This is a genomic window from Bradyrhizobium zhengyangense, assembly GCF_022012555.1.
GTDB lineage: Bacteria > Pseudomonadota > Alphaproteobacteria > Rhizobiales > Xanthobacteraceae > Bradyrhizobium > Bradyrhizobium zhengyangense.
Map to the genome: position 1 here is coordinate 13959 of NZ_JAKLTZ010000017.1, position 24432 is coordinate 38390.

Sequence of the window (24432 nt, forward strand, 5' to 3'; positions counted from 1 at the left end):
GGTGCTCATATGAGAAGCGACTTCAATGATTCCGCTTTCCGTCCGCACAATCCGACGAAGCGGTCGAATTCGTCATTGGTCAGCGTAGGCGATTTTTTGCAGTTGAGATTAAGCGTTCCGAAGATCGAGCCGTCGTGCCGATACAAAGGGAACGCAACTGTGCGCCATCCCATGACGAACTCGTCTTCCATCACGCTGTAGCCGCGTTTGCGCGCGGCCATGATCTCGGACTTGATGACTGCTTTATCGGTCTGCGTCGCCTCTGTCTGTGCGACCGGCTTCAGTTTCGCCAAGTAGGAGGTGAGCTCGTTTTCGGTCTTCTGGCCCAGCAGCACGCGACCGGCCGCGGTGCAGTAGGCGGGAAACCGCGTGCCCACCCCTAGCGATCGCGACATCAGTTGTTCGGGCATCGTGTAGGCGACGACGAGCACCTCTGCGCCGTCGAGGACGCCGACCAGACAGGATTGTCCTGTGATCCGCGAGAGCTCTTCACAGGCAGGCTGCAGCACCTGGGCGTGACCGCCGCTCGCAAGGTAGGACGTCGCAAAACGGACGACCTTTGGCGTCAGCCTGAAAGTACGACCCGAAGTCTCTGCATAGCCAAGCGTGGTCAGGGTGTGCAGGATCCTGCGGACGCTCGGCTTGGGAAGATCCGTCGCCCTTGCCAGATCGCTGATAGTCGGAGGCTCGCGATGATTGCCAAGTGTCTCGATGACGCTCAGGCTGCGCGATAGCACTTCGAGGAAATCGGGCCCGCGGCCCGCTGCCTGACGTCTTTCGGTGTCTTCGGCTCGCAACTTCGTCATATTGCATTCTCCGCGGCTGGACGGAAGCCCCGGGTCTCTGCCGCGTCGGCTACGACGATCTGCGGCGTGCAGTGATTCGGCAGGTGCCTGCATGGGTCGAAGCTGACGTCTGACAACCAGCCAAAGTCCATTTTGCGCTCGTGGCGTTCTACGAGATTACGGAGTTCACTCCTGGCGGGTTGTTGAGTTTCAGTTAATAACCAGGCCAAGCCGCGAGACAAGACTTGTCCATGCTTCTTGCGTCGCGGCGACCTCGGAGGCGGCATCACGACCAACGCTTGGCTTGCCGACGACGAAATTCTGCTTCATGATATTTTGCATCGCGCTGGTTGAAACGATCTTGGTAAAAGTCTTCTCGAGGATATCCGTTATCTCCGCGGGAAGCTTTGCCGGACCAAACAGGCCAATGAAGCCGCCTCGCCAATCGAATTCGGCAGGATAGCCCAGGTTCTTAAATGTCGGAATGTTTGCAAAGCCGTCGACTTCATCGGGCGATAGCATCGCCAAAGCTTTGACCGTACGGGCCTCGATTTGAGGCGCTATCGTGCTCATCGTGCCCATTGCGCAGGCCACTTGGTTACTCAACAGATCGTTGAGCATCGGCGCTTCGCCCTTGTAGGGCACATGAACCATCTCGAGCTTGTTATAGTCGGAAAATAGCTGCTGAAAAGCATGGCTCGTGGTGCCGGCGCCAAAAGTGCCGTATGCAAGTCTTTTGCCGCGAGCGTAGGCGACAAATTCTTCCATCGTGTTGGCGGGAGACAGGGCGGGGACCACGAGTGGCATCACGGTCCGGCCGAGCGAGCCGATCGTCGTGAAATCGTCCACCGCATCATAGAGTTTCTGGGCGGCAACGGCCGGCGCCTGTACAAGGCTCGACGAATTGAAGAGCAAGGTGTGGCCATCAGGGTTAGCGCGCGCGACCTCTAAAGAGCCAATCATGCCCCCAGCTCCCGCGCGGTTATCCACGATCACCGTCTGGCCAAGCTCGGTCGAAAGGGTTTGTCCTAGCGACCGAGACAGCACGTCGACAACGCCGCCGGCAGGGAATGGGCAGACCAACCTTATCGTTCTGGTCGGATAACTGGCAGACCGGGCAAAAGGCGCATTGGCCATGACGGCCGTCCCAATAACGCCGACGTGGAATAACCGTCGCGTAATCATGCTGTCTCCGCTCGTACGTTCAGCGTACATTTGTACGTAGTGGAGCACAGATTGCACGAGATCGTCAAACTCTAAAAACGTCGTCCCGTGCCCGCCCTGGTATGCCGACGTCGCCCGAGAATAGAATCTCGGAATCCATTTCCAGGATGAAGAGGCTGAGCGAAGTATCGAGATTACGCACAGTCCTCGCGCGCATGCCGACCTCCGCGCTGTTGGTAGGAGCGGCGATAGCGCAGCTTCTTCGCCGGTCGCTCAGATGCCGACACGATCTCGCTACAATTCCGGGATGCTGACGGAGAGGTTTGCGATGCGCCAGTCGCGTGCGGCCGGCGACAAGCTGTTCGTCGACTGCGCTGGCGACCGCGGGGGTGATCGAGGGATTCGCCGGCGAACGGCGCACCGCGCCGACATCGCGAAAGCGATCAACTTGCTGCTGAACCGGTGGGCCGCGTTCACCCGCTTCCCTCACCAACAACGCTGCTGAACAGCGCGAGGGTGTCGGCCGGCAGATGAAACTCGACCTTCGCCGGCTCAGACGCCGGTAATCACCGTGCTAGAGGGCGTCTACACGATCATCGAACCTGCAAGATGACCGATGATGATCCCAAAGCGTGGCTCTCGGACGTCCTGCGCGGCTACTTGTGCGTCCAGCCAACAGAGTCGCCGACCAGCTGCTGTGGAATTGAAGGCCTCTCAGCAAGCCATCGTCGCTCCCTGACGAGCGTTACCTGCGCTATCTGGGGTCTTCTGGATGCGCACAGAAAAATCACAGCAACGACGCATCAAAGAGCGGCCCCAGCGGAGCTTTCGATATCCGCCGATGCTTGCCTGAAGGCGCTCGCACGCTCTTTTTCTTAGATTTGCGACGTCTCCTTCAATGGCTTCGTCATCGGGAAGTTCAGTTCCGATAGCTTAAAAGGCCAAGATGAGTAGTTGTAGCAGAGCCACGTCTGAAATCCGCGGGCGAGATCGCATCATGAGCTCAGACCCGATAGCGTTGACACATCGCCAAATGATAGTATTATGCACTACTACCATCATCTTTGTGGAGCCTTTCGATGACCTCTGTGTCGACCCCCCAGCAATCTGAGGCCCTCATCGGCCTAACGATGCGTTTCGCTGAGCACGTTGCTTTGCTCAAGTTCGAGGAAATTCCCGCTGACGTCAGCAACAAGGCGAAGCTGATCCTGCGCGATGGCGTTGGTAATGAAATTGCTGCATCCGCTATCAGCGAGCCAGCAAATAAAGTCATCGAGCTTGTCAAAGAGTGGGCCGGCACGCCGCAGAGCACCATCATTGGCCATGGCATGAAAGTGCCGACGCCCAATGCTGCGCTCGTTAATGCGATGATGGGGCACGGAATCGAGCTGGACGACGCGCATGGCTCTGGATTGATAAAGGCCGGTTCCGTTCTCGTTCCGGCAGCCTTTGCAATTTCGGAACTGTCGGGCGCTTCAGGTAAAGACGTCCTCACGGCGGTTGTTGCAGGCTATGACGTGGCAATCCGAATCGCGAAAGCGATCAATCCCGGTCACCGCCAGCGCGGTTATCACACGACTGGAACCGTTTCAGCCATCGGTGCTGCTGCTATGTGCGCGAAGCTTCTGGGCTGCAATGCTGAACAGATCGCCTGGGCCATCGGATTGGCTTGCATGCAGTCGGCGGGCATTCAGTCATATCTCGACGATCCTTGCATGGCAAAACCCTTTAGCCCCGGTAAGTCCGCCTTTAACGGCGTTCTCGCGGCGATCATGGCGAGCCGCGGCTTCAGCGGTCCTAAGAAAGTGCTAGAGTCGCGCGAGGGCTTCTTGAATGCCTTCACGGACAGTGTCCGCCTCGACGACTTGCAAGACAACCTCGGCAAGCATTTCGCGATCATGGAAGTCGGATTCAAGCCACATGCGGCGTGCCGATATGCCCACGGCCCGATCGACCTCGCGCAGGATGCGTTCGCGCTCGACGGCGTGCGTCTCGACAATGTCGATCGTGTTACCGTTCATATGAGCGAGCTTGCGATTCGTCAGGCGTCAAAGCCAAAAGTTACCAACCTCAATGCGGCGATGGGCAGCACGCAATTTAGCATCGCGCTGGCGTTGGCCTCCGGAAAGAATGGCCTGAAGGAATATTGGGACGGCTACAAGCAGGCGGCTGTCCACGAGGGCATGGGGAAGATCGAGTTGCAGAAGGAGGCGGCCTATGGACTGGGCGGACGTCAGGCTCAGATCGACATCGCGCTGAAGAACGGCAAAGTCGTGACTCGCAGCTCCCTCGAGCCGAAGGGTGAACCGTCCAATCCTCTCACCTCCGACGAGCTGGAAGCGAAGTTCTTGGCGATGACGACTATGGTGATCGAAGAGAAGCAAGCACGTCGAATCAGCGACCTCATGATGTCGCTCGAAAAGCAACCCAAGGCCGATGTCGTTCCTCAAGCTGCCGTGGTGGATAATGGGCCGTCGCTTCGAGCAGCATAACGCAAACGTCGATCCGGTCATGCCGTCCGCAATGAATGCGGGCGGCGGAGATCAAATCCCGATCCGCTGCACATTTATGCGCGGGGGATCCAGTCGGGGGGGCGTGTTCCTGGACGACGATCTGCCGCAGGATGAAGTCCAACGGGCTGCCGTCCTGCTCGCGGCGTATGGATCGCCGGACGACCGCCAGATCGATGGTATCGGTGGCGCAGATCCACTGACCAGCAAGGCCGCCGTCGTGAAGTTGTCGTCGCGCCCGGATGCCGAGATCGAGTATACATTCTACCAAGTCGGCATTGATAATCCTTCGGTTTCGACAGGTGGCAACTGCGGTAACATGCTTGCCGCGGTCGGGCCGTTCGCTATCCGTCGCGGTTTGATCGATGCGGTCGAGCCAGAAACGATTGTGCGGATATATAACACCAATACTCGGCAGGTCGTGGTATCCCGCATTCCGGTTCGCGATGGTGAGCCGCTGTCAGACGGCGACTGCGCAATCGCCGGTGTGCCCGATACGGGGGCGCCGATCCGTTTAGATTTCGGCAATTGTGCCGGCGCCGTATCAGGCAAGCTATTGCCCACGGGGCGCGCTCGCGAAGCTATATCGATCGATGGCAAGACCATTGAAGTGTCACTGATCGACGCGGCCACACCATTCGTTTTTGTCAACGCGGTCGATGTCGGGGCAGTCGGCACCGAGTCGCCGGACGCGCTACGCATCAACGAAATGCTAATGTCCCGCTTGGAGCAGGTTAGGGGATGGGCGGCTGTTAAACTCGGTCTGGTGACAGATCAAGCCGAGGCCCGCACCAAAAGCCCAAACATTCCGCGTGTAATAATGGTCTCGCCGCCGAGGTCCTATTCGGCTATTGGTGGCCATGAGGTCGCGGCATCGGACATCGATATCTGCGTTCGGCAGCTCGCCATGCAGCGCCCCCACAAGGCGCTCGCCGTCACCGGTGCGGTGTGTACCGCAGTGGCCTGCTCGGTCCCGAACTCGGTAGTTGCGGCAGCCATCGGCAAGCCGTTGCAGAACGTCCGACTTGGCCATCCGAGCGGCGTGCTGCGAGTAGCCTCGAGTATCGCTCAGGGAGCAAGTGGCCCGATCATCGAGAGCGCGCAAATCGAGCGTACGGCACGGATCATTATGGATGGGGCCGTGTATATTCGCCGACGGAAGTTTGAGGAGCTGGCCGCTGCTCTGGCCAGAAAGATAGCTTGATGAGTGAGATGCAATCGCACGACGATGGCTTTGTTCCCCCCGCGCGCCAGGGGAAACCCCGCAAGCGAGGGATGACAGCGGTTATCGACTACGGTCCGGACGGCTTCGGTTGGACGGGAGAGCGAGGCGTGGCCGATCTGCTTGATTGCGCGGCCGAGTATATCGACTTCGCCAAGATCTATGCGATGAACGCACTGCTTTTGCCAAAACCGGTCGTGCAGCGGATCGTCAAACTGTACCGCGACTCGGGAGTGAACTGCTATTCAGGCGGCATTCTGTTCGAATATGCTTATCAGCGCAACGAAATCGATCGCTTCAGTAGTCATCTGTGTTCGATCGGCTTCACTTCTCTGGAGATTTCGGAAAATTACATCACGCTGAACGACAACGAGCGTCTTTCGTTCATCGAGCGCTTTCAGCGCCTTGGGCTTTCGGTTATCTACGAATTTGGGCGTAAGAACCCCGAGCAGCCGATGCGGATGGAAGAACTTGAAGGTCTCGTCACTTCGTTAACCAATCGAGGCGTCGACCATATTATCGTGGAGCAGTCCGAGATAGACATGGCTGCAAAAAGCGCGCCCGATCTGCTCAAGGCGCTGGCGGCCGCGCCTTGGTTCGAACGAATTTTGATTGAGGCTGATCCGTACCGCTACCCAAAACAACATGTCGGCCTGCTGCAGGATTTCGGCCCGGATGTCAATCTTGCCAATATCGCGCCCGGGCAGGCCCTGAGACTGGAGGGTTTGCGTCGCGGGATAGGTCGCGCTGTCAATTATTCCATTCTCGCCGAGTGATACGCTTAAGTCACAGCATCACTGCGAACAAAGTTCAGCGACGGCAAATGCGGCGCGCAGGAAATTGACGTTGTTTGCAACGTAGGGCCGAGTCCTCGGCGCATGAAGGTGGCGACGTGCTCTATCGTCGCCGCCATTCCGTGCTCCACGCTTGAATGCGTTAGGCTTAGTCGCCAGCTCGGCAGATCGCGCTGTGGTTATCTCCTTGCCAGCCAGGCTGTAGATCGTGTTATTGTCGGGTTTGGCCTCTCGCAGCATGCCGTCCACGATCTGACGTACGCACTCGGAATCTGCGGCGGCCAGCCGGTTTGACTGCGCGCGCAATGGGTGGCGGTCAGCTGCGGAACTTTTGCGAGTTCGTCCCCGTTTGCCAGATAGTGTGCTGGCCGTACTAGTGTCTCTGCACAATTATTATGACTCTTTGGAAGTGTCGGGATAGGCGCGGCCCATTTTGGCGCGGGCCCTGTCTGTCGTGAACATCCATTTGATGCGGGAGCGTGCGGCATTCCTCTGGCGTTCCCAAATGGCGATTTCGCGGCGCAGCCGCTTGGGGTCATCGATCCTGCGATCGAGGCACTGTCCCCGCAAGACGCCGATCTCGATCTCGACCATGTTGAGCCAGCTTGCGCGTTTGGGGGTGTAGTGGAACTCGAGCCGCCGCAAGATCCGTCGGGCTTCGGCAGGCGGGAACGCCTGATAGAGGGCGCCGGCAGAATGAGTCGATAGATTGTCCTGGACGACCCGGATGGTCTCGGCGTCGGATAATGGATGTCGACGAGCTCGCGCATGCATTGGGCGTAGTCTTCTGCCGCGCGCCGCTCGGTGACTTTGACCTTGCGCCAGGGACGATGCACGTCAAGCAGGACGAAGAGACTGACCGTACCGTTGCGACGATACTCGTAATCGTAACGTTTGAGCCGCCCGGGCTCGGCCGGGATTGGCTAGCGCGCCTCGCCGATGAGCTGCACCGGGCTTTCATCGAAGCACACCACCGGCCGCTCGGGATTGGACGGCTTGGCGTAAAGATCCAGCACGTCCTCCATGCGGGCGACGTATTCGCCATCGATCTGCGGAATGCACCACATGTCCTTGCGCCAGGGTTTGAGGTCATTTTCGACCAGGCGCCGCCGAACCGTCTCGTGCGACAGGCTCTTGTGCTCGGTGAGCTTGACCAGCGCACCTGCCAGCAGCTTGAGCGTCCAGCGGGCACGGCCCTCCGGCGGACCGGCACAGGCGGTGGCCACCAGCAAGGCTTCTTCCTTGCCCGTGAGTTTGCGCTCCGCCCCGGGACGCGGCTCTTCGCTCAGCGCCCGCTCCAGATTGCGTTCCACGAAGCGTCGCTTAGTCCGGTACACGGTCGAGCCGCCCACGCCGACACTTCTGGCGATCTCCTCGTCGCCGACCCCGGCATCGGCAGCCAGCAAAATCTGCGCTCGCTTGAGCTTGCGGGACGCATGCTTGCCGCCGCTGAGCAGGGTCTTGAGTTCGGTGCGCTCGACTTGGCTGAGTTTCCTTGATCGAGGCACGCACGTACAACTGAATCGGATGGCCGGCGTGAGTCCTTCGGCAAAAACCTTCACGCCCAAACAGGGGCAATACCTTGCCTTCATCCACCTCTATACGCGGCTGCACCGCAGGGCCCCGGCGGAAACCGACATGCAAGAGTATTTTCGCGTCAGCCCGCCTTCGGTTCACCAGATGGTGCTGACTCTGGAACGAGCTGGCCTAATCAGACGGCAGCCAAGGATACCCCGCGGCATCGAGGTCCTCGTTGATCCCAAGAGCCTGCCGGAGCTAATCTGACCGCCGGACGCGCAACACGTCAAAATCACTGTGCAGAGCCACTAGACCTTCCGGCTTTTTGGCTTCTCGTCGCAATGAGACGCGCTTGATCTGCGAGATTTGAAGCGCAACATTCTGAACTCGTCGACATGGCGGGAGATGTAAAGCAATTTGGAAACCAGGACCAGCAACCAGCGTTTGATATCATGTGAGATCTCGATCATGCTTTGATCTGCGACGAATGGCGCAAGACGCTCTTAGAAGCCAGCTGCGCTCTGAGTTAGCTCAGCAAAAATTGTATCGTACGCTTCACATGACCAACCGAAGTTGCTTTCCGTTTTAACAATGGGAATGCCGATGGGAGCATATGCATTGTGCTGGCGCTTACTCACGCTGCCGTCAAGGGACAGGGCGAGGTCAGCGGTACCGCACTTTGGCCGATAGCCCGCGGCCCTCCCATGGCCGAAGCGGTTCGGTTTCTTTGCCAGGATATACGACAATGCAATAGGGCGCATGCACTAGACACCTTCGAGGTTTCGGCAACCCCCTTCCGCATTGATAATGATGCGAGCAGAGCCAGAAGCAGGATCGCCCGCTTGCTCAACGCTCCTGTCGCTTCGCTGGCTGCGCAAGCACCCTTACAGATCCTGACCGCACTGATCGCCGACGTCTGCCTGTCCGGTTACACGGAAAGGAAGGACCTGCGCTTGCCGAGGACCGCACCAACCTGTCCGAGCCGGACTCAAAGCTGCACCAGCGATTTTAGGCAATCCACGACTACTCGGATTCGGAGTTCGTGAGGAGAACGTCGCGCCTTTCATGCCATAACGCCGGAGGACATTCAGCGGCGTCTATGCCAACGCGATGAAGGAAACCCACTGACCTTCCTACACCAACTAAGCGGCGCTGCTGTCGAGGTCGAACTTCACGACGGGAGCTCGCCGAACGTCGAACCGACACCTTCATCAACCTCGAGCTCAAGACGGTGGAGAATCCTGCTACTTCTCTGAATTGCAAGTCCAGGGCCAAGCCAATAGAGCAAATCTTCCTGGTATTTCCACGGCTTCCGCAACTTAAGCCGGACCAGGAGGCGGCGCAATCGCGCTTTGGCAGGTTTGTGAGCTTGCGGACCGGGTCGACGCCAGGATCGTGCTGTGGACCACGGGCGCGAACGTCTACCCCTACTATAAGCATCCGGCCTTATGCAGCTGCACCATATGCCCTATGACCCAAGCATGGCGTATTTCCGCCGCGAGCCGATCGCGGCGGATGACAGGATGGTGGATCTGGGTGGCAGAAAGTCAAAAAGGCGCATCCATTCGGCAACCGGTAATCCTAATCGACTCAGCAGTCTTAGCTCTGGTCAGCCTCGAGACGATCCGAGTTCGCGACTTGCTCATGATGGTGCGACGCATCTTCCAGCACGTATCGTGGTAGGGAGCTTTCATATCCTCGTGAACGCAGCGGACACTGTTCAGTTACACACCGCGCTGTCGCCGCAGAAGAAGAGAGCAAAACGGTCCCGTTCTAGGCCGCGCTCTTCTTGATCGATATCGATCATTGTAGCCGATGCTGCAAAGGGGACGTTGAGCTTCCGACCTATGTCGTAATGCTTCGACCGCTAAGGGGACGCAAATCGATCGTCCGCCCTTTCTCAATCATTTCCTCCCGCCTGATTTTCTCAACCCCCCATTGGCATGGGGCTTGCTGTCTCGGCATTGCGATCTGATCTTGATACGGAGCGCCTCAAACATGAGCCACGATACGTCAATAAAGCTATCCGAGCGCGAAAAACAATGCCTGCAGTTCGCGGCAGAAGGGAGATCGTCTTGGGCAATTGGGAGGGAACTGAAGATCAGCGAGAATACGGTCAATTATCATAAGAACGCCCTGCGAAAGCTTGCTACGAGGACCCGCGTCCAGGGTATCATCAAGGCGATACGCCTCAAGCTGATCCCAGATCCGTCGCAGGAAACGCGACGAGGATAAGGACTAGCGCGACGTCGAGCTTTTGCGACGTCCTCAAGTCCCGGGAATGTGAACCTCCTCCGATCCCCTGAGGCACGTTGCTCGCCAATGAGCCAAGCTTCGTCGCCCGGGAGATGCTGCTGACCCTTATCCCAAATCCGCTGAGGAGGGCCGTCGGCGGTGCGGACACGGAGAGCAGCAAAGCGGGCTGTCAGCCGACCTTTGGTCCCGCTGCGCCAGCTCACGGCTTTCCATTTGGCGCTGGCCAGCATTTGTTCTGCGCCAATCGACAAGATATCAGGCACGTGGTGCTTTCGTGGTTTCCCGCGGGCTTTGGTAATCGGCCAAATGAGCTTCACATCGACCGGGTACACTTTCAGGTGCCGAGGGATTCCGACAGCCCAGACCAGCCCGCGCTCTGTTAGCCCTAGTCGAAACGGTACGCTGAGACCGTATCCTGCACCGCCAGCACATATCCAAAGCGCACGTTGGCTGCTATCGCGCGGTCAATCTCGGCCAAAGCAATCTCCGGCTTGGACCGTGGCGTTCGATGTTCGACTGGCACGCGAGCGCGCTTCAAACGAGATACGTCGCTTGTCCAACTGTCAGGCAGAAAGAGACGTAACGCGACCATCACGGGCACTTCGCCGCTCGCAAGCGTCAAAGACACCAGTGTCTGGCAATTTGCCGTTTTACCGAGTGCCGAGGCGTATTGAGCCCCAACACCGACCGAGCGCTCACCCTTCTTGGGAAGTGAGGTGTCATCAATAACCAGCACCGCAGCCCTGCCGCCGACAAGTCGATCCGCCTGGTTGAGCAACTCTGTCCCCAGCGGCGTCGCGTCCCAGACACCGTCCGCAATGAAATGGTGCAACTGGTCGTAGGTGCTGGTGGCAAGGCGTTCCGCCATCGGCTGAACGCTCTTACGATCGCCGGGACCGATCAATCCCGCAACATACAGAGGACACATCCGCTGCCGGGTCTTATGACCCAGCCGGTCCAAGAACGGCATCAACCAGCGTTCGAGTTCGTCTTCCCATCCTGGCATGGTCAGCCCTCCAAGAGCCGACCACCCATGAATCATTGAAAAATTGATTCGGGAATCTTGAGGGTTCTGTGAGGTCGCGTGGCAGGCGCGAGCCGCGCGCTCGGTCGTGGGTGCGACCTCATAGAAGCCGGATTGAACGAAGCTGCGGAGTTGTGGGCGCTATGGGAATAGTGCAGCGGGTGCGGCTGCGGGGAAGGCGCGCCTGTGGTCGCCGGGCGTCGGCGAGACGTTCATCGGATGTGAGCGGCCGGATTGATCGGGCCAAGGGCGCGATCCAGCGAGCGATTTGCTGCGCTGGGATGCGTGGCCGAACGATTGGCCGGGTGTTCGGAGACGAGTGCGGCCACGGCGACTTCGGACGTTGCCACCGCGAAGGTGATCACAGAAGAGGTGGATGGTGCAGGCGCTGGTCATGACGTATCACAACGAAACGGATGGTCGTGGGCACGGGCTCGCGGGACGACATCGACGCGGCGCATGGTGCCGCCGCAATGCGGGCAGACGGGGATCTGACATGTGGTGAGGGGATCGTCGCCGGCTTCTTGATCAGTCGGCGCGTTGCGGACAGCAAGGAGTTGACGGCAGAGAGCGATTTTATCGTTGCGTCCGCCATTGGCGAGGAAGCCATAGTGGCGGATGCGATGGAAGCCGTCCGGCAGGGTGTGTAGCAGAAAGCGCCGAATGAACTCATCGGCATCAAGCGTCATCACTTTGGCTTTACGATTCTGCCGATAGTCCTTCCAGGGAAAGCTCACCTTGCCGTCGGCAAGCGAGATCAGCCGACTGTTGGCGATGGCGACGCGGTGCGTATAGCGGCCGAGATAAGCCAGCACCTGTTCGGGCCCGCCAAATGGTGGCTTGGCATAGACGACCCAGTCGGTCCGTCGAAGTTGATTAAGGCGCGCGGCGAATGCAGCGGGATCGGTGAGATGGGCGAGAGCGCCAAAGAAGCTCAGCTGGCCAGCCGCGTAGGCAGCTTGCAGCTCTTGCAGAAACAGGCGGCGGAACAGCCGGGAGAGGACGCGCACTGGCAGGAAGAAGCCGGGCCGGCAAGCGACCCAGCGTGTGCCGTCGAGCGAGGGTCCACCGCCCGGCACGACGCAGTGGATATGCGGATGGTGTTGCAGGGTCTGGCCCCAGGTATGGAGGACGGCAGTCACGCCGAGCTGAGCGCCGAGATGCTTGGGGTCGGCTGCGATGGTGGTGAGCGTTTCGGCTGCGCAGCGGAACAGGATGGCATAGACGACGGCCTTGTTCTGGAAGGCGATCCCTCCGGCGAGGGCCGGCATGGTGAAGACGACGTGGAAATACGGTACGGGAAGGAGTTCAGCTTGCCGTTCGGCGAGCCATTGCGCGCGCGCCGCGCCCTGGCACTTCGGGCAATGCCGATTGCGGCAGGAGTTGTAGGCAATGCGTGTGGCGCCGCAGTCATCGCACTGCTCGACGTGGCCGCCGAGCACAGCCGTCCGGCATGCCGTGATCGCGCCCATGACGCGCCGCTCGACGCGGCCCAGATGCTCGGCACGGGCTTGTCGAAACACTTCGCCGTGGCGGCGGAAGATATCCGCCACTTCCAGAACCGGAGCCATGGCGCCCGCTCAGCCGGGCGGCACGACCTCCAGGTGGAGCCGGTCCAGCGGACTTGGCGTATTGCTGATGGTCTTGGTGGCGACCTGGGTATAGCGCGCCGTGCTGGCCAGGCTGGCATGGCCGAGCAGCACCTGGATGATGCGCACGTCGGCCCCGCTCTCCAGGAGATGGGTCGCGAATGTGTGCCGCAACGTGTGCACCGTCACCGACTTGCTCAAGCCGGCCGCCGCACAAGCTGAACGGCAGGCGGCGTGCAGCACGTTCGGGACGAGCGGACGCTCGTCGTCGCGGCCGGGAAACAACCATCGCTTTGGCCGAGTGAGCCGCCAATACGTCCGCAGAATCCTCAAAAGCTGCGGCGAGAGCATAACGTAACGGTCCTTGCCGCCCTTCCCGTGCTCGACCCGGATCAGCATCCGTTGGCTGTCGATGTCGACAACCTTCAAGAGGACCAGTTCCGATACGCGTAGTCCGGCGGCATAGACCGTGGTCAGCGCGGTACGGCTCTTCAGGCTCGGGACTGCTTCCAGGAAGCGCACGACCTCGTCGGCGCTCAGCACGACCGGAAGTTTGCGCGGTTGGCGCGCATAGGCGATGCGCTCCGGAACGGTGTCATGACCAAGCGTCACACCGTAGAAGAACCGCAGCGCGCACACGATCTGGTTCAGCGCCGGCCAGGACATCCCCGTCGCCACCAGATGAACCTGGAAGGCACGGATATCCTCCAGGTCAAGGCGGTCGGGAGAGCGACCGAAATACCGGCTCAACTTCGCTACGGCGTTGAGGTAGGATTGCTGCGTCGCCGGTGACAGATTGCGGACCGTCATGTCCTCGATCATGCGGCGGCGAAGTGGGCTGATCTCAGCCATCGGAAAACCTCCTGTCTGAAGGGTTGGGCTTCGAAAACCCGCAATCCTCTCAGACAGGAGGCAATCCTTGCTATGCCTCCCTACATGCCGCGCCAGCGGCTTCGTTCAATCCTATAAAACGCGGCAAAATCAACAATCTGCCAAAGTAGTGCTAGGCGCCGTCGATATAACAGTGGCCTGCGCAGGAGCGAGAGGCCTTTGAGGTGGTCGCGGATGGCGTTTGGCTGTTCTGAGACACCAGCAGACTTTAACTTGCAGGCGTTTCTCGGTCGCCTCACCAAGCTTGTGGAGCGGGGTTATGAGAGCGCGTCGGTCAGCTCCGGAACCGCCTGGTAGAGGTCGGCGACCAGGCCGTAATCGGCCACCTGGAAGATCGGCGCGTCCTCGTCCTTGTTGATCGCGACGATCACCTTGGAGTCCTTCATGCCGGCCAGATGCTGGATCGCACCGGAAATGCCGACGGCGACATAGAGCTCGGGGGCCACGACCTTGCCGGTCTGGCCGACCTGCCAGTCGTTCGGCGCATAGCCGGCGTCCACCGCCGCACGCGAGGCACCGACGCCGGCGCCCAGCTTGTCGGCGAGCGGCTCGATGTATTTGGCGAAGTTCTCGCGGCTCTGCATGGCCCGGCCACCAGAGACGATGATCTTGGCCGAGGTCAGCTCGGGACGGTCGCTCTTGGCAACTTCCTCACCGACAAAGGTCGACAGGCCGGGATCGGCCGCGGCAGCGACGCTTTCGACCGGCGCGTTGCCACCGGCAGCTGCCGCCGCAAAGGTCGAGGTGCGGACCGTGATGACCTTCTTGGCGTCCTTCGACTTCACCGTCTGGATGGCGTTGCCGGCATAGATCGGACGCTCATAGGTGTCGGGCGCGACCACCTTGGTGATCTCCGAGACCTGCATGACGTCGAGCAGCGCCGCGACGCGCGGCATCACGTTCTTGAAGCGCGAGGTCGCGGGCGCGACGATCGCATCGTAGGACGGGGCCAGCGAAACGATCAGCGCGGCCAGCGGCTCGGCCAGATCGTGCGCGTAGGCCTCGCCTTCGGCGACCAGCACCTTGGCAACACCAGCGAGCTTCGCGGCGACCTCGGCCGCAGCCTTGGTGCCCTGCCCGCCGCCAGCGACCAGCACGTGGACGTCGCCGCCGAGCTGGGACGCCGCGGTCAGCGCCTTGTTGGTGGAGTCCTTGAGGACCTCCTGTTCGTGTTCAGCAATCAACAACGCAGTCATCAGAGCACCCCGGCTTCGTTCTTGAGCTTCGACACCAGCTCGGCGACGTCCTTCACCTTGACGCCGGCCTTGCGGCCCGCGGGCTCAGCCGTCTTCAAAACTTCGAGGCGCGCAGTGACGTCGACACCGTAATCGGCAACGGTCTTCTCCGCGATCGGCTTCTTCTTGGCCTTCATGATGTTGGGCAGCGAGGCATAGCGCGGCTCGTTGAGACGCAGATCGGTGGTGACGATCGCCGGTCCCTTGAGCTTGACGGTCTGCAGGCCGCCGTCGACTTCACGGGTGACCTTGAAGTCGGAGCCTTCGACCTCGAGCTTCGAGGCAAACGTCGCCTGCGACCAGCCCAGCAGCGCAGCCAGCATCTGGCCGGTCTGATTGCTGTCGTCGTCGATCGCCTGCTTGCCGAGAATGATCAGGCCGGGCTGCTCTTCTTCTGCAACCTTCTTGAGGATCTTGGCGACGGCGAGCGGCTCGACGGTGCCTTCGGCCTTCACCAGGATGCCGCGATCGGCGCCCATGGCAAGACCGGTGCGGATCGTCTCCGACGCCTGCGCCGGTCCAATGGAGACCACCACGACTTCGGCCGCCTTGCCGGCTTCCTTCAGGCGCAGCGCTTCCTCAACCGCGATTTCGTCGAAGGGGTTCATCGACATCTTGACGTTGGCGAGTTCAACGCCCGATCCATCGCCCTTGACGCGGACCTTGACATTGTAATCGACCACCCGCTTTACCGGCACTAAGACCTTCATCAGGGTTTCCTCAACAATTGCAGCAGTTGACATCTGTTGAAGGATAGTATCTCATGCTACTACCATATTCCAGGAAGCAGGGAAGGCGGAATCTGCGAGCCCAAGACCCCGCCAGGAAAGAACTCGTATTATGCCTCGTGAATTCGACGCTGACGTCATCGTGGTAGGGGCAGGAAATGCTGCCGCTTGTGCGGCCATATCCGCCAGCAATAATGGCGCGACTGTCCTCATGCTTGAGGCGGCGCCTCGGGACGAGCGGGGAGGGAACTCGACCTATACGGCGGGCGCCATGCGATACGTCTTCAATGGTGTGGAGGACGTGCTAAGCGTAGTGCCGGACATCAATCCCGATACGTTAGCCAATACTGATTTCGGCACTTACACCGAGGACCAATTTTTCGATGACATGTTTCGCGTGACGCAATTCAGGACCGATCCTGACTTATGCGAGATTTTAGTCAAGCGCAGCTTGCCGACGCTTCGGTGGATGCGAGAGCAAGGCGTTAGGTTTCAAACTAGTCATGGGCGGCAAGCCTACAAAGTGAACGGACGGTTCCAATTCTGGGGTGGGCTCAGTGTGGAAGTGTGGGGTGGTGGTCCCGGTCTCGTGGACATGCTGCTAGAGTCCGCGGAAGGGAAGGGTATCCAGTTTCTTTACGAAACTGCCGCGGTCAGTTTGATCAATGACAATAGCGGGGTCGTTGGAGTTCGCGTCCGGCATCAAGGCAAGGAGCGCGATCTGCATTCAAATGCTGTCATCCTGGCGTGCGGAGGCTTCGAGTCTAATACGGAAATGCGCGCGCGGTATCTCGGACCAAACTGGGACCTGGCGAAAGTTCGTGGCACACGCTTCAATACCGGCGCTGGAATCCAAATGGCGCTTGCGATTGGTGCAATGCCATGTGGACATTGGTCCGGAGCACATGCCGTCGGCTGGGACCAAAATGCTCCGGCGTTCGGCGATCTCGCAGTAGGGGATGCCTACCAGAAGCACAGCTACCCATTCGGCATCATGGTCAATTCCCGAGGCCAACGCTTCCTTGATGAGGGAGCCGATTTTCGCAATTATACCTATGCCAAGTATGGTCGCGAAATCCTAGCGCAACCCGGCCAGTTCGCTTGGCAGGTATTCGATGCTAAGGTGCATCACCTTTTGCGCGACGAATACAGGATCCGGCAAATCACCAAGATTACGTCGGATACCCTGGAGGGTCTCGCCGACCAACTCGAAGGCGTTGATCGCAACGCCTTTCTCAAGACCGTCGCTGAATTTAACGCATCGGTGCGGCAGGACGTTCCCTTCAACCCGAATGCGAAAGATGGCCGCTCCGCGGAGAGTTCGCCGCGCAAGTCCCATTGGGCCAACACGATTGATACAGGACCATTCGAGGCTTATGCCGTCACGTGCGGTGTCACCTTCACATTCGGTGGACTCAAGATTGACCAGAGCGGTCAGGTGCAGGATACAGCCGGCCTTCCGATTCCCGGCTTGTTCGCAGCTGGAGAGCTGGTCGGGGGGCTGTTCTATCATAACTATCCAGGTGGCACGGGGCTCACTTCAGGCGCTGTATTCGGGAAGATCGCAGGTGAGAGCGCTGCTGCGGCAGTCGCTGCAAGCAAGAGCCGTTCAGCGGCCTGATCAATAAGTTGCAGAACAAACTGCATCATAAACTGCCGACAGGGAGGCACAAAAATGGCTCGCTCAATCCAAAACAAGTTGCGTCGTGTAGCATTTGTTGTGGCATCCTGCGTGATGCTGATTCCAGCGCACGCCACGTCCAAAGATGCGCTGACAATAAAGATAGGTCTGCAAGCCGTTCCAACCGACGACGTTTATCGCACCAAGGATTGGGGCGCAAAGTACAACCTTAAGGTTGACATCGGGAGCTATAGCTCTGGAAGCGAAATACTCAAGGCGTTTGTCGCCGGGCAAATCGATATCGGCAACGGAGGCTCAGGTCGACTAATCACTATGGCTGCGATGCAGCCCAATCTGTTCTACATTATTGCCGCCGATCAGTATGGGGGCGATCGCTACGGCGTAATTGTCGCGAACCATTCATCTGTCAAAGCGGTGGCTGAACTCAAAGGAAGGAAGATCGGCGCGGTTGCCGGATCCGGCTCTTTCAGCACTTTCCGTGTCTTTTTAGACAAGAACGGGATGAAGGAAGGCGACTTCCAGATCGTCAATATGAAGGTTGAGGACCTGCGAGCCGCCGTGCAGCAAGGTGTTGTCGACGCTGCAGTGGCATGGGAGCCGCATGTTGCGATTGGCGAGACGATGGGCGTGGTAAAGCGTATTCAGTCGATGAAGGGCGTAAGTGAATCGCCGAACCTTGTGCTGGTGCGCCGCAAGTTTGCTGATGAGCATCCCGAGGCCGTGGCGCGATATCTTGCCACGTTGATCGATGCCGGCACGTACATGAAGACGCAACCGGACGATGCCGCCAGCAAGGTTGCAGCCGATATCAGCAAGCAGGGCGTGGACATCGATCCAAAGGCGCTGGAGCTTGCCTTGACGCGGATCAACGTCGATCCAAAGCTGACCGACGCGATGACCGACGAGCTCATGCCGGTTGCCGAGTCTATGAAGGCGGCCGGAAAGATTCCCAACATTCCGGACTTCAAGAGCCTCGTGCGCAATCAATTCTATGAGGAAGCGGCGAAACTCGCGTCATCTACCAACTAAGGGCTCCATCATGTCTAACGCGACGCCGTCGGCGCCGTTCGCGGGTGTTGCCGACGAGCAGAGGCTGCGTAGCATCTTGTACCGCGGGGCGGCATCGGCATTCTTGTTCGCGCTGCCAATCATCGTCTTCCTGTTAATATGGGAGACAACGGTACGTCTCGGCTGGATCAATGCGACGATCCTGCCTTCGCCATCAAATATCGCGCGGCGCGCGTGGGTGCTGCTTGATCCAGCCGATCCCGCCAAGAGCATATTGCTGACGCATATTGTCGTTAGTTTGTGGCGTGCGCTGAGTTCGTTCGCTCTGGCATGCGTGCTGGCCATCCCAATGGGCCTCTTCCTGGGCCTCAACAGGACGGCCTATCTGATTGCTTCCCCACTCCTGAGCCTGTTACTGCCGCTACCGGCAGTTGCCTGGGCTCCGATCTTCCTGGTCATTTTCGGTCAAGGCGATATCACGATCATTGCTGTCTGTTTCCTCGGTGCCTTCTTTCCGATTCTGTACAGTACTATCCAGGGCGTGCGCGCAATCGGCCGACACTCCTTGTGGGTCGTGCGCAGCATGGGCGCAAGCCGGTTTGATATCTTTCGGCGTGTGCTGTTACCCGGTGCGCTGCCGGCGCTGATCTCGGGGCTGAAGCTTGGAATGGCGCATTCGTGGCGCACGCTGGTCGCGGCCGAAATGCTAGCTGCGTTGACCCATGGCCTCGGATTCATGATATTCGCGGCGCGTTCCTATATGGACGTATCCACGATGTTCGTCGGCATCGTATGCCTGGCCCTGATCGGTCTCCTTATCGAACGTGGCGTGTTTGGCTCGCTCGAAGCACTTACCATTCACCGCTGGCACGGTAACGGAAAAGTGGGTAGCCATCGATGAGCGTGGACACATCCGGCATCCGTCTGCAGCGATATACTCGGTCCCCAGCCTCGTCCGGTCTCGCGATACCGATGGCTCGTATCGCGCTGATCCTGGTGCCGCTGGTGGCTTGGGAGGTGTGCTCGCGGTTAGGGTTGATAAACGGCTTCTTGTTTCCGGCGCCGTCCGCGATCCTCAACAAGCTTTGGGTGCAATCCGGCCCAAACGGAAACCCGCCATATGCAATTCTGTGGCACGTGGCAGACAGCATGCTGCGCTTGCTCTCGGGATTATCACTTGCGGTAATCATAGGTACCCTGCTCGGGGTTGGACTTGGCATGAGTCAGCGGGCGCGGCTGGTGTTTCAGCCAATCATTAGCATCTTGATGCCTGTGCCGACGCTAGCATGGACCCCCGTCCTGCTGTTGGTCATGGGTATCGATAACCGCACGACCATCCTAGTCGTATTTCTCGCAGCGGTTTTCGAAATGATATACATCGTCGCGAGCGGCATCGAAATGCTGAACGTCAAAATGCTTTGGGTGGCTTGGTCGATGGGCGCGAGCCGACGGCAGGTATTTTGGCGCGTCATTATTCCCGGCATTTTTCCTTGCCTGATCACCGGCACACGGCTCGGTACAGGTTACGCCTGGCGCGCTCTGATCGCCGCCGAGATGCTGGCCGCCAGCAGCTATGGCCTGGGTTTCATGATCTATGACGCCTCCGAATACATGAACATTGGCGTCATCTATGGTGGCGTGATGATGATTGCGGCGCTCGGCTATCTTCTTGAGAACGTTCTGGTTGGCAAGATCGAAGCTGCTACCATCGAGAAATGGGGAGTACTCAATGAGCGTTGAAACGGCAAAAATACTCCCGCTGCGCGACGGTGCCGGTACCAAGCCCAAGATTGTCGCCAAGAATGTCCAGAAGTATTTCGGAAACGTGCTGGCGATGGAGGACATTTCTTGCACGATCAACGAACGGGAATTCGTGGCTATCATCGGTCCAAGCGGTTGCGGCAAGTCGACGTTTCTGTACCTGATCGCTGGATTCGAGAAGGCAAGCCAGGGGGAACTGCTAATCAACAACGAACTCGTGGTGGGGCCAGGACCCGACCGTGGCGTGGTCTTTCAGGAGTTCGTGCTGTTCCCCTGGCTTACGGTGTTGCGTAATGCGACGCTGGGCCTGGACATCAAAGGTGTGCCACGGCAGGAAGCTGAGGAGCGGGCGAGGAAGTGGCTTCGTCTGACAGGCCTTTCGGGGTTCGAGAATGCCTATCCATCGTCTCTGTCGGGCGGCATGAAACAGCGCGTCGCCATCGCTCGGGCACTTAGTTACGATCCGGAGGTGCTGCTACTCGATGAGCCGTTCGGCGCACTCGACGTGCAAACAAAGAACTACATGATCCAGGATCTACAAAACCTCTGGGTCGAGGCCAATCGAACTATCGTGATGATAACTCATAGTGTATCAGAGGCCGTTCAGCTTGCCGATCGAGTGCTTATTCTGAGCTCACGGCCCTCGCGAATAATTGCGGACGTGGCGATCAAGCTACCCCACCCTCGGGACTTAAGGGACCCGCAGGTCCGGCGATACGAAGACGAGGTTACGGCTCTTCTGTCGGCGGAAGTCGACAAGGCGATGAAGCGCGAACGCCAGACGTTTGCTGGCCGCTCATAGAGCGCTGTGAATCAATAGCCCAGATTACCGCAGGCCGACACTCTAACGCTCTGATCAGCTTGCGTCGGCACGCCGGTGGCGCCGCGCCCGCTCCAAGAGTTGCCGGGCACGTTCGACGACGGGCTCGTCGACCATCCTGCCTTCCAGCGAATAGGCGCCGACGCCACGTTCGGTTTGCTGACGGGCGGTCTCGATGATCAATTGCGCCCTTGCGACATCAGCGTCGGACGGTGCAAAGGCATTGTTTAGGATCGGTACCACTGAAGGATGGACACAGGTCGCACCCGTAACTCCGTGACCGAATGCCTCCTCCGCTAGCTCGCGCATTAGTCGGACATCCTTGTAGTCCGCAACGGAGCCGAACAATCCGAACGAGTATTTTCCGGCTCCGGCAGCGGCCATGTGAACCAGCATCTTGGGTATCTTAAGTGCCTCATGAGTGGGATTAGCTCCCATCGATAGCGCTAAGTCCTCACTACCGCCCATCAGGCCTATCACCCGCTCGTGGGCGCGTGCGATGTCGTCCGCTTTGGCCAAAATCTTGACGGACTCGATGACTGCGATCGCTTGGAGTGGCTCGCGACGGTCATGATCCCGTTCGGTTCGCTCAGCAACCTCTAGAAGCAACCGCACGTGCTCGGCGCCCTCGACTTTTGTCATCAGAATGCCCTTGGCACCACCGAGCACCGAAGCCTCGATATCTCGGACGGCAGCCGACAGAGGTCGATTAATACGCACCCAAATGTCAGCTCCTGCGGCAGCGCATCGTTTTATCGACGACGCAAGCCTATTGCGTGCCCCCTCCTTCTGTGCGGGCGCGACGCTGTCTTCAAGATCCAGGATTATGGCATCGGCGCCACAAAGCGCCGACTTTGCAATGAAGCGCTCAGATGAGGCGGGGACATAAAGCAGAGATCGGTACACTGGTGTCTTCCGGTCGCCTACGGGTCATTGGGATGATGGCTTAGCCTGCACGATGACGCCAGCCTCGCGCAGTTCTTCCAACCGGGCCTGCGTGATGCCGAGGGAGCGCAGAATCGCAAACGTGTGTTGACCGAGATCCGGAGCGGGCATCCGAATCCTTCCGGGCGTAGTTTCGAGCCTCGGGACCACGTTGTGCATTAAAACCGTTCCGAGTTCGGAGTCCGGTAACCCAACGACGATTTCGCGAGCTTGAACATGGGGGTCATCCAAGAATTGATCGATGTCGTAGATTGGTGCAGCAGTTACGTCTGCCCGCTCGAATATACTCATGTTATCTTCAAGCGTCCGCGCGGCAATGAATTCCGCGATAGGCTCCTCGCAAGCATCGGCGTTTTTGATGCGATCAGAGTTCGTCAAAAATCGGGGATCCACGATCATGTCAGGGCGACCGATAGTCCGGAACAACCTCTCGGCCACAACTTGCATCGAGGCGGAGATTGCGATCCAGCGAGAGTCGCTGGTACGGAATGTGTTGCGCGGCGCTCCGGTAAGCGATCGACTGCCGGTCCGCGGGCGTACCTGCTGTGTTAGTTGATAGATTCCGGCTTCGGGACCGAGGAGGGAAAAAAGCGGATCTAACAAGGGCAAGTCGATAACCTGGCCGTTACCCCCGCTCACTTCTCGATGCCTGAGCGCAACCATGGTTGCCCCAAATCCGTAAATGCCCGCGACCATATCGGCGAGCGTGGCGGGTGGCAGCAGCGGAGGTCGATCAGGGAATCCGTTGCGGGAAGCGAAGCCTGACATGCCTTCGACCAGAGTGCCGAAGCCGGGCCTGTCCCGATAGGGACCGGTCTGCCCCCATCCCGAGATTCTCACGATGATCAGTCCTGCATTCTGTGCTCGAAGGACCTCGGGCAACAAACCCAGCTTTTCCAGACCTCCGGGTCTGAAGTTCTCGACCAGCACGTCCGCCGTCGCGAGCAGATCCGATAGGATCGTCCGACCTCTCTCGTCGCGAAGGTCTAGCGCGACACTCTTCTTGTTCCGGGCGTAGGTCTTCCAATGGATGCTGACATCGTTGACCCGCCAAGCGCGCAGAGGGTCGCCCGAGACGATGTCCTCAATCTTGATGACTTCGGCTCCGAAGTCGGCGAGCTGCAGGGTGAGCATATTCCCGGCGACCAGACGCGAAAGGTCCACGACACGGACGCCGTTAAGCGCGCCAGCAGCCTCTGGCTCGAACTGCTTAGGTACGGCCTTCATTGCGCCGACTTAACGATGCAAGGCGGAAGTAGTGCCTGTACAGTACCCGCGGAGGTCCCCATCGATCCTCAACAAGCTGACTTGTATGGGGTAGTATTAAGTGATACGACCACATCCTGCAACATCCTTTCGGTGAACCCGATGTTCACCGCAGCTGGCAACCCGAAGTTAAGCAGAGAGTGCCCTCACTTGAAGAGTTGAACCAGGCCGAGGCTCATCGCGAGCAGAAGTATCAGAGACAAGGTCACCGCAATCGTGACTTTCCCGCCGGCCTTCGAAAGCACCCGGATATCGACACCCAGCCCGAGTGCGGACATGGAGACTACGGTTAGCACGCTGGCGAGCTTCGCAACGGGGGCGGCAACGCTGCTGGGTATGATCTGCAACGAACGAAGGCCGGCCAGTACCAAGAAGCCGATGATGAACCAAGGTACCAATTTGATGAGGTTAATGCGCTTGCCGGGCGCGACTTCGCCACGCAGGCGTGGTGCGACAAGCGACAAGCCGACCACCAACGGCCCTAGCATGAGGACCCGAACGAGCTTCACCACGGTGCCAATTTGAGTGCTGACGATTCCTGCCGGAACGGTCGCGGCAAGCACCTGGGGAACGGCGTACACGGTGAGGCCGGCGAGAATCCCGTACTGAGTAGCCGAGAGCTCCAAGAGTGGAATGAGCAGTGGAAGCCCGAGCACCATCAGCACGCCAAGGACCGCGGTGAAGGAAATCGATGACGCGATATCATCGCCATCTGCCCCTATAACGGGGGCGACCGCGGCGATCGCGGAATTGCCGCAAATGGAATTTCCGGAGGCGATCAGGAGCGAAAGCTTAGTGGGTAGGCCGAGCATGCGGCTGAGGCCGAAACTCACGGCAAGCGTGACCGCAACCGTTCCGACGATCGCGGCAATCAGAAATAATCCGGAAGGCAGGATTGCCCCAAAGCTGATCGAGGCCCCGAGCAGCATCACGGCCACTTCGAGAAGTTGTTTCGCGCTGAAGGCGATTCCGACCTTCCAGCGCTCGGAAGTAGTTGAGACGCTGCGGATCATCATCCCGAGCAGGATGGCGATGACCAAGGCTTCAACATAGGGATGTTGGAAGATGTGCTCCTCGGCCTCCTGGATTCCAATCGACAGCAGCGTCAGGAGCACGCATAAGAGGATGCCGGGAAGCAATGCAACCAAACGACCGGCAGGCGCGTCTACCTTGCTCGATTTGGGAAGATCTTTGCATGGAGCCATGAGTCCCTCGCCAGCCGACAAGGCTATGCCCGAGAACCAAGGGCTCATAACAGTAGAATTTTGATCTAG

The 24432-nt window shown here is 59.1% G+C and carries 19 protein-coding genes and 2 pseudogenes; 10 read left to right on the top strand and 11 right to left on the bottom strand.

The window, feature by feature from the left end; genetic code table 11:
• Positions 1–5: 5 nt before the first annotated feature.
• Positions 6–899: an IclR family transcriptional regulator domain-containing protein gene (locus L6639_RS35885; protein WP_128929699.1), complete on the bottom strand. Its 894-nt coding sequence runs from the start codon at positions 897–899 to the stop codon at positions 6–8.
• 96 nt (positions 900–995) lie between these two features.
• Positions 996–1922: a Bug family tripartite tricarboxylate transporter substrate binding protein gene (locus tag L6639_RS35890; RefSeq protein ID WP_164933830.1), complete on the bottom strand. Its 927-nt coding sequence runs from the start codon at positions 1920–1922 to the stop codon at positions 996–998.
• Between the two features lie 355 nt (positions 1923–2277).
• On the opposite strand from L6639_RS35890, the gene L6639_RS35895 reads away from it, so the two are divergent.
• From L6639_RS35895 to L6639_RS35910, 4 genes are all read left to right on the top strand, one after another.
• On the top strand, positions 2278–2454 hold the full coding sequence (locus L6639_RS35895; RefSeq protein ID WP_164933831.1) for a hypothetical protein: 177 nt from the start codon (positions 2278–2280) through the stop codon (positions 2452–2454).
• A 574-nt stretch (positions 2455–3028) separates the two neighbouring features.
• Positions 3029–4441 carry an MmgE/PrpD family protein gene (locus tag L6639_RS35900; RefSeq protein ID WP_128929697.1) on the top strand — a complete coding sequence of 471 codons (1413 nt, stop codon included), beginning with the start codon at positions 3029–3031 and terminating at the stop codon, positions 4439–4441.
• Positions 4386–5663 carry a 2-methylaconitate cis-trans isomerase PrpF family protein gene (locus L6639_RS35905; RefSeq protein ID WP_206733161.1) on the top strand — a complete coding sequence of 426 codons (1278 nt, stop codon included), beginning with the start codon at positions 4386–4388 and terminating at the stop codon, positions 5661–5663. Before L6639_RS35900 ends, L6639_RS35905 begins: the two co-directional genes overlap by 56 nt.
• Positions 5663–6457: a phosphosulfolactate synthase gene (locus tag L6639_RS35910; protein ID WP_206733162.1), complete on the top strand. Its 795-nt coding sequence runs from the start codon at positions 5663–5665 to the stop codon at positions 6455–6457. Before L6639_RS35905 ends, L6639_RS35910 begins: the two co-directional genes overlap by 1 nt.
• Before the next feature lie 411 nt (positions 6458–6868).
• Here the strand turns inward: L6639_RS35910 and L6639_RS35915 are convergent.
• A pseudogene (locus tag L6639_RS35915) lies at positions 6869–7983 on the bottom strand (IS630 family transposase).
• A 2008-nt stretch (positions 7984–9991) separates the two neighbouring features.
• Between L6639_RS35915 and L6639_RS35925 the strand changes: the two are divergent.
• The gene (locus L6639_RS35925) at positions 9992–10228 is read left to right on the top strand and encodes a response regulator transcription factor (RefSeq protein WP_128929695.1); all 237 of its coding nucleotides are present in this window, start codon (positions 9992–9994) and stop codon (positions 10226–10228) included.
• A gap of 50 nt (positions 10229–10278) precedes the next feature.
• On the opposite strand, the pseudogene L6639_RS35930 reads toward L6639_RS35925, so the two are convergent.
• The 5 genes and pseudogenes from L6639_RS35930 to L6639_RS35950 all read right to left on the bottom strand — a co-directional run.
• A pseudogene (locus L6639_RS35930) lies at positions 10279–11291 on the bottom strand (IS701 family transposase); the annotation flags it as partial.
• Between the two features lie 374 nt (positions 11292–11665).
• Complete coding sequence (locus tag L6639_RS35935) at positions 11666–12844, bottom strand: IS91 family transposase (protein WP_128955091.1); 1179 nt, start codon at positions 12842–12844, stop codon at positions 11666–11668.
• Between the two features lie 9 nt (positions 12845–12853).
• Positions 12854–13714, bottom strand: a complete 861-nt coding sequence (locus tag L6639_RS35940) for a tyrosine-type recombinase/integrase (protein ID WP_128929693.1) — start codon at positions 13712–13714, stop codon at positions 12854–12856.
• A gap of 296 nt (positions 13715–14010) precedes the next feature.
• Positions 14011–14949, bottom strand: a complete 939-nt coding sequence (locus L6639_RS35945) for an electron transfer flavoprotein subunit alpha/FixB family protein (protein WP_128955090.1) — start codon at positions 14947–14949, stop codon at positions 14011–14013.
• Positions 14949–15698 (bottom strand): electron transfer flavoprotein subunit beta/FixA family protein, encoded by a 750-nt coding sequence (locus tag L6639_RS35950; protein ID WP_128929692.1) that lies wholly within the window; start codon positions 15696–15698, stop codon positions 14949–14951. Before L6639_RS35950 ends, L6639_RS35945 begins: the two co-directional genes overlap by 1 nt.
• Positions 15699–15828: 130 nt before the next feature.
• Between L6639_RS35950 and tcuA the strand changes: the two genes are divergently transcribed.
• The 5 genes from tcuA to L6639_RS35975 all read left to right on the top strand — a co-directional run bounded on the left by tcuA (position 15829) and on the right by L6639_RS35975 (position 20929).
• Positions 15829–17337, top strand: a complete 1509-nt coding sequence (tcuA, locus tag L6639_RS35955; RefSeq protein ID WP_128929691.1) for an FAD-dependent tricarballylate dehydrogenase TcuA — start codon at positions 15829–15831, stop codon at positions 17335–17337.
• 54 nt (positions 17338–17391) lie between these two features.
• Entirely contained in the window at positions 17392–18387 is a 996-nt protein-coding gene (locus L6639_RS35960; RefSeq protein ID WP_206733163.1) for an ABC transporter substrate-binding protein, read from the top strand.
• Between the two features lie 10 nt (positions 18388–18397).
• Positions 18398–19267, top strand: coding sequence for an ABC transporter permease (locus L6639_RS35965; RefSeq protein ID WP_128955089.1), 870 nt, complete (start codon positions 18398–18400; stop codon positions 19265–19267).
• A gap of 71 nt (positions 19268–19338) precedes the next feature.
• Positions 19339–20106, top strand: a complete 768-nt coding sequence (locus tag L6639_RS35970; protein WP_128929689.1) for an ABC transporter permease — start codon at positions 19339–19341, stop codon at positions 20104–20106.
• Entirely contained in the window at positions 20096–20929 is an 834-nt protein-coding gene (locus L6639_RS35975; protein WP_128929688.1) for an ABC transporter ATP-binding protein, read from the top strand. The genes L6639_RS35970 and L6639_RS35975 overlap by 11 nt, the downstream gene beginning before the upstream one ends.
• 54 nt (positions 20930–20983) lie before the next feature.
• Here L6639_RS35975 and L6639_RS35980 read toward each other — a convergent pair whose 3' ends face one another.
• From L6639_RS35980 to L6639_RS35990, 3 genes are all read right to left on the bottom strand, one after another.
• On the bottom strand, positions 20984–21853 hold the full coding sequence (locus L6639_RS35980) for an HpcH/HpaI aldolase/citrate lyase family protein (protein ID WP_237866327.1): 870 nt from the start codon (positions 21851–21853) through the stop codon (positions 20984–20986).
• A gap of 24 nt (positions 21854–21877) precedes the next feature.
• The gene (locus L6639_RS35985; RefSeq protein ID WP_128929686.1) at positions 21878–23119 is read right to left on the bottom strand and encodes a CaiB/BaiF CoA transferase family protein; all 1242 of its coding nucleotides are present in this window, start codon (positions 23117–23119) and stop codon (positions 21878–21880) included.
• 185 nt (positions 23120–23304) lie between these two features.
• Positions 23305–24363: a YeiH family protein gene (locus tag L6639_RS35990; protein WP_128929685.1), complete on the bottom strand. Its 1059-nt coding sequence runs from the start codon at positions 24361–24363 to the stop codon at positions 23305–23307.
• Between the last annotated feature and the right edge of the window lie 69 nt (positions 24364–24432).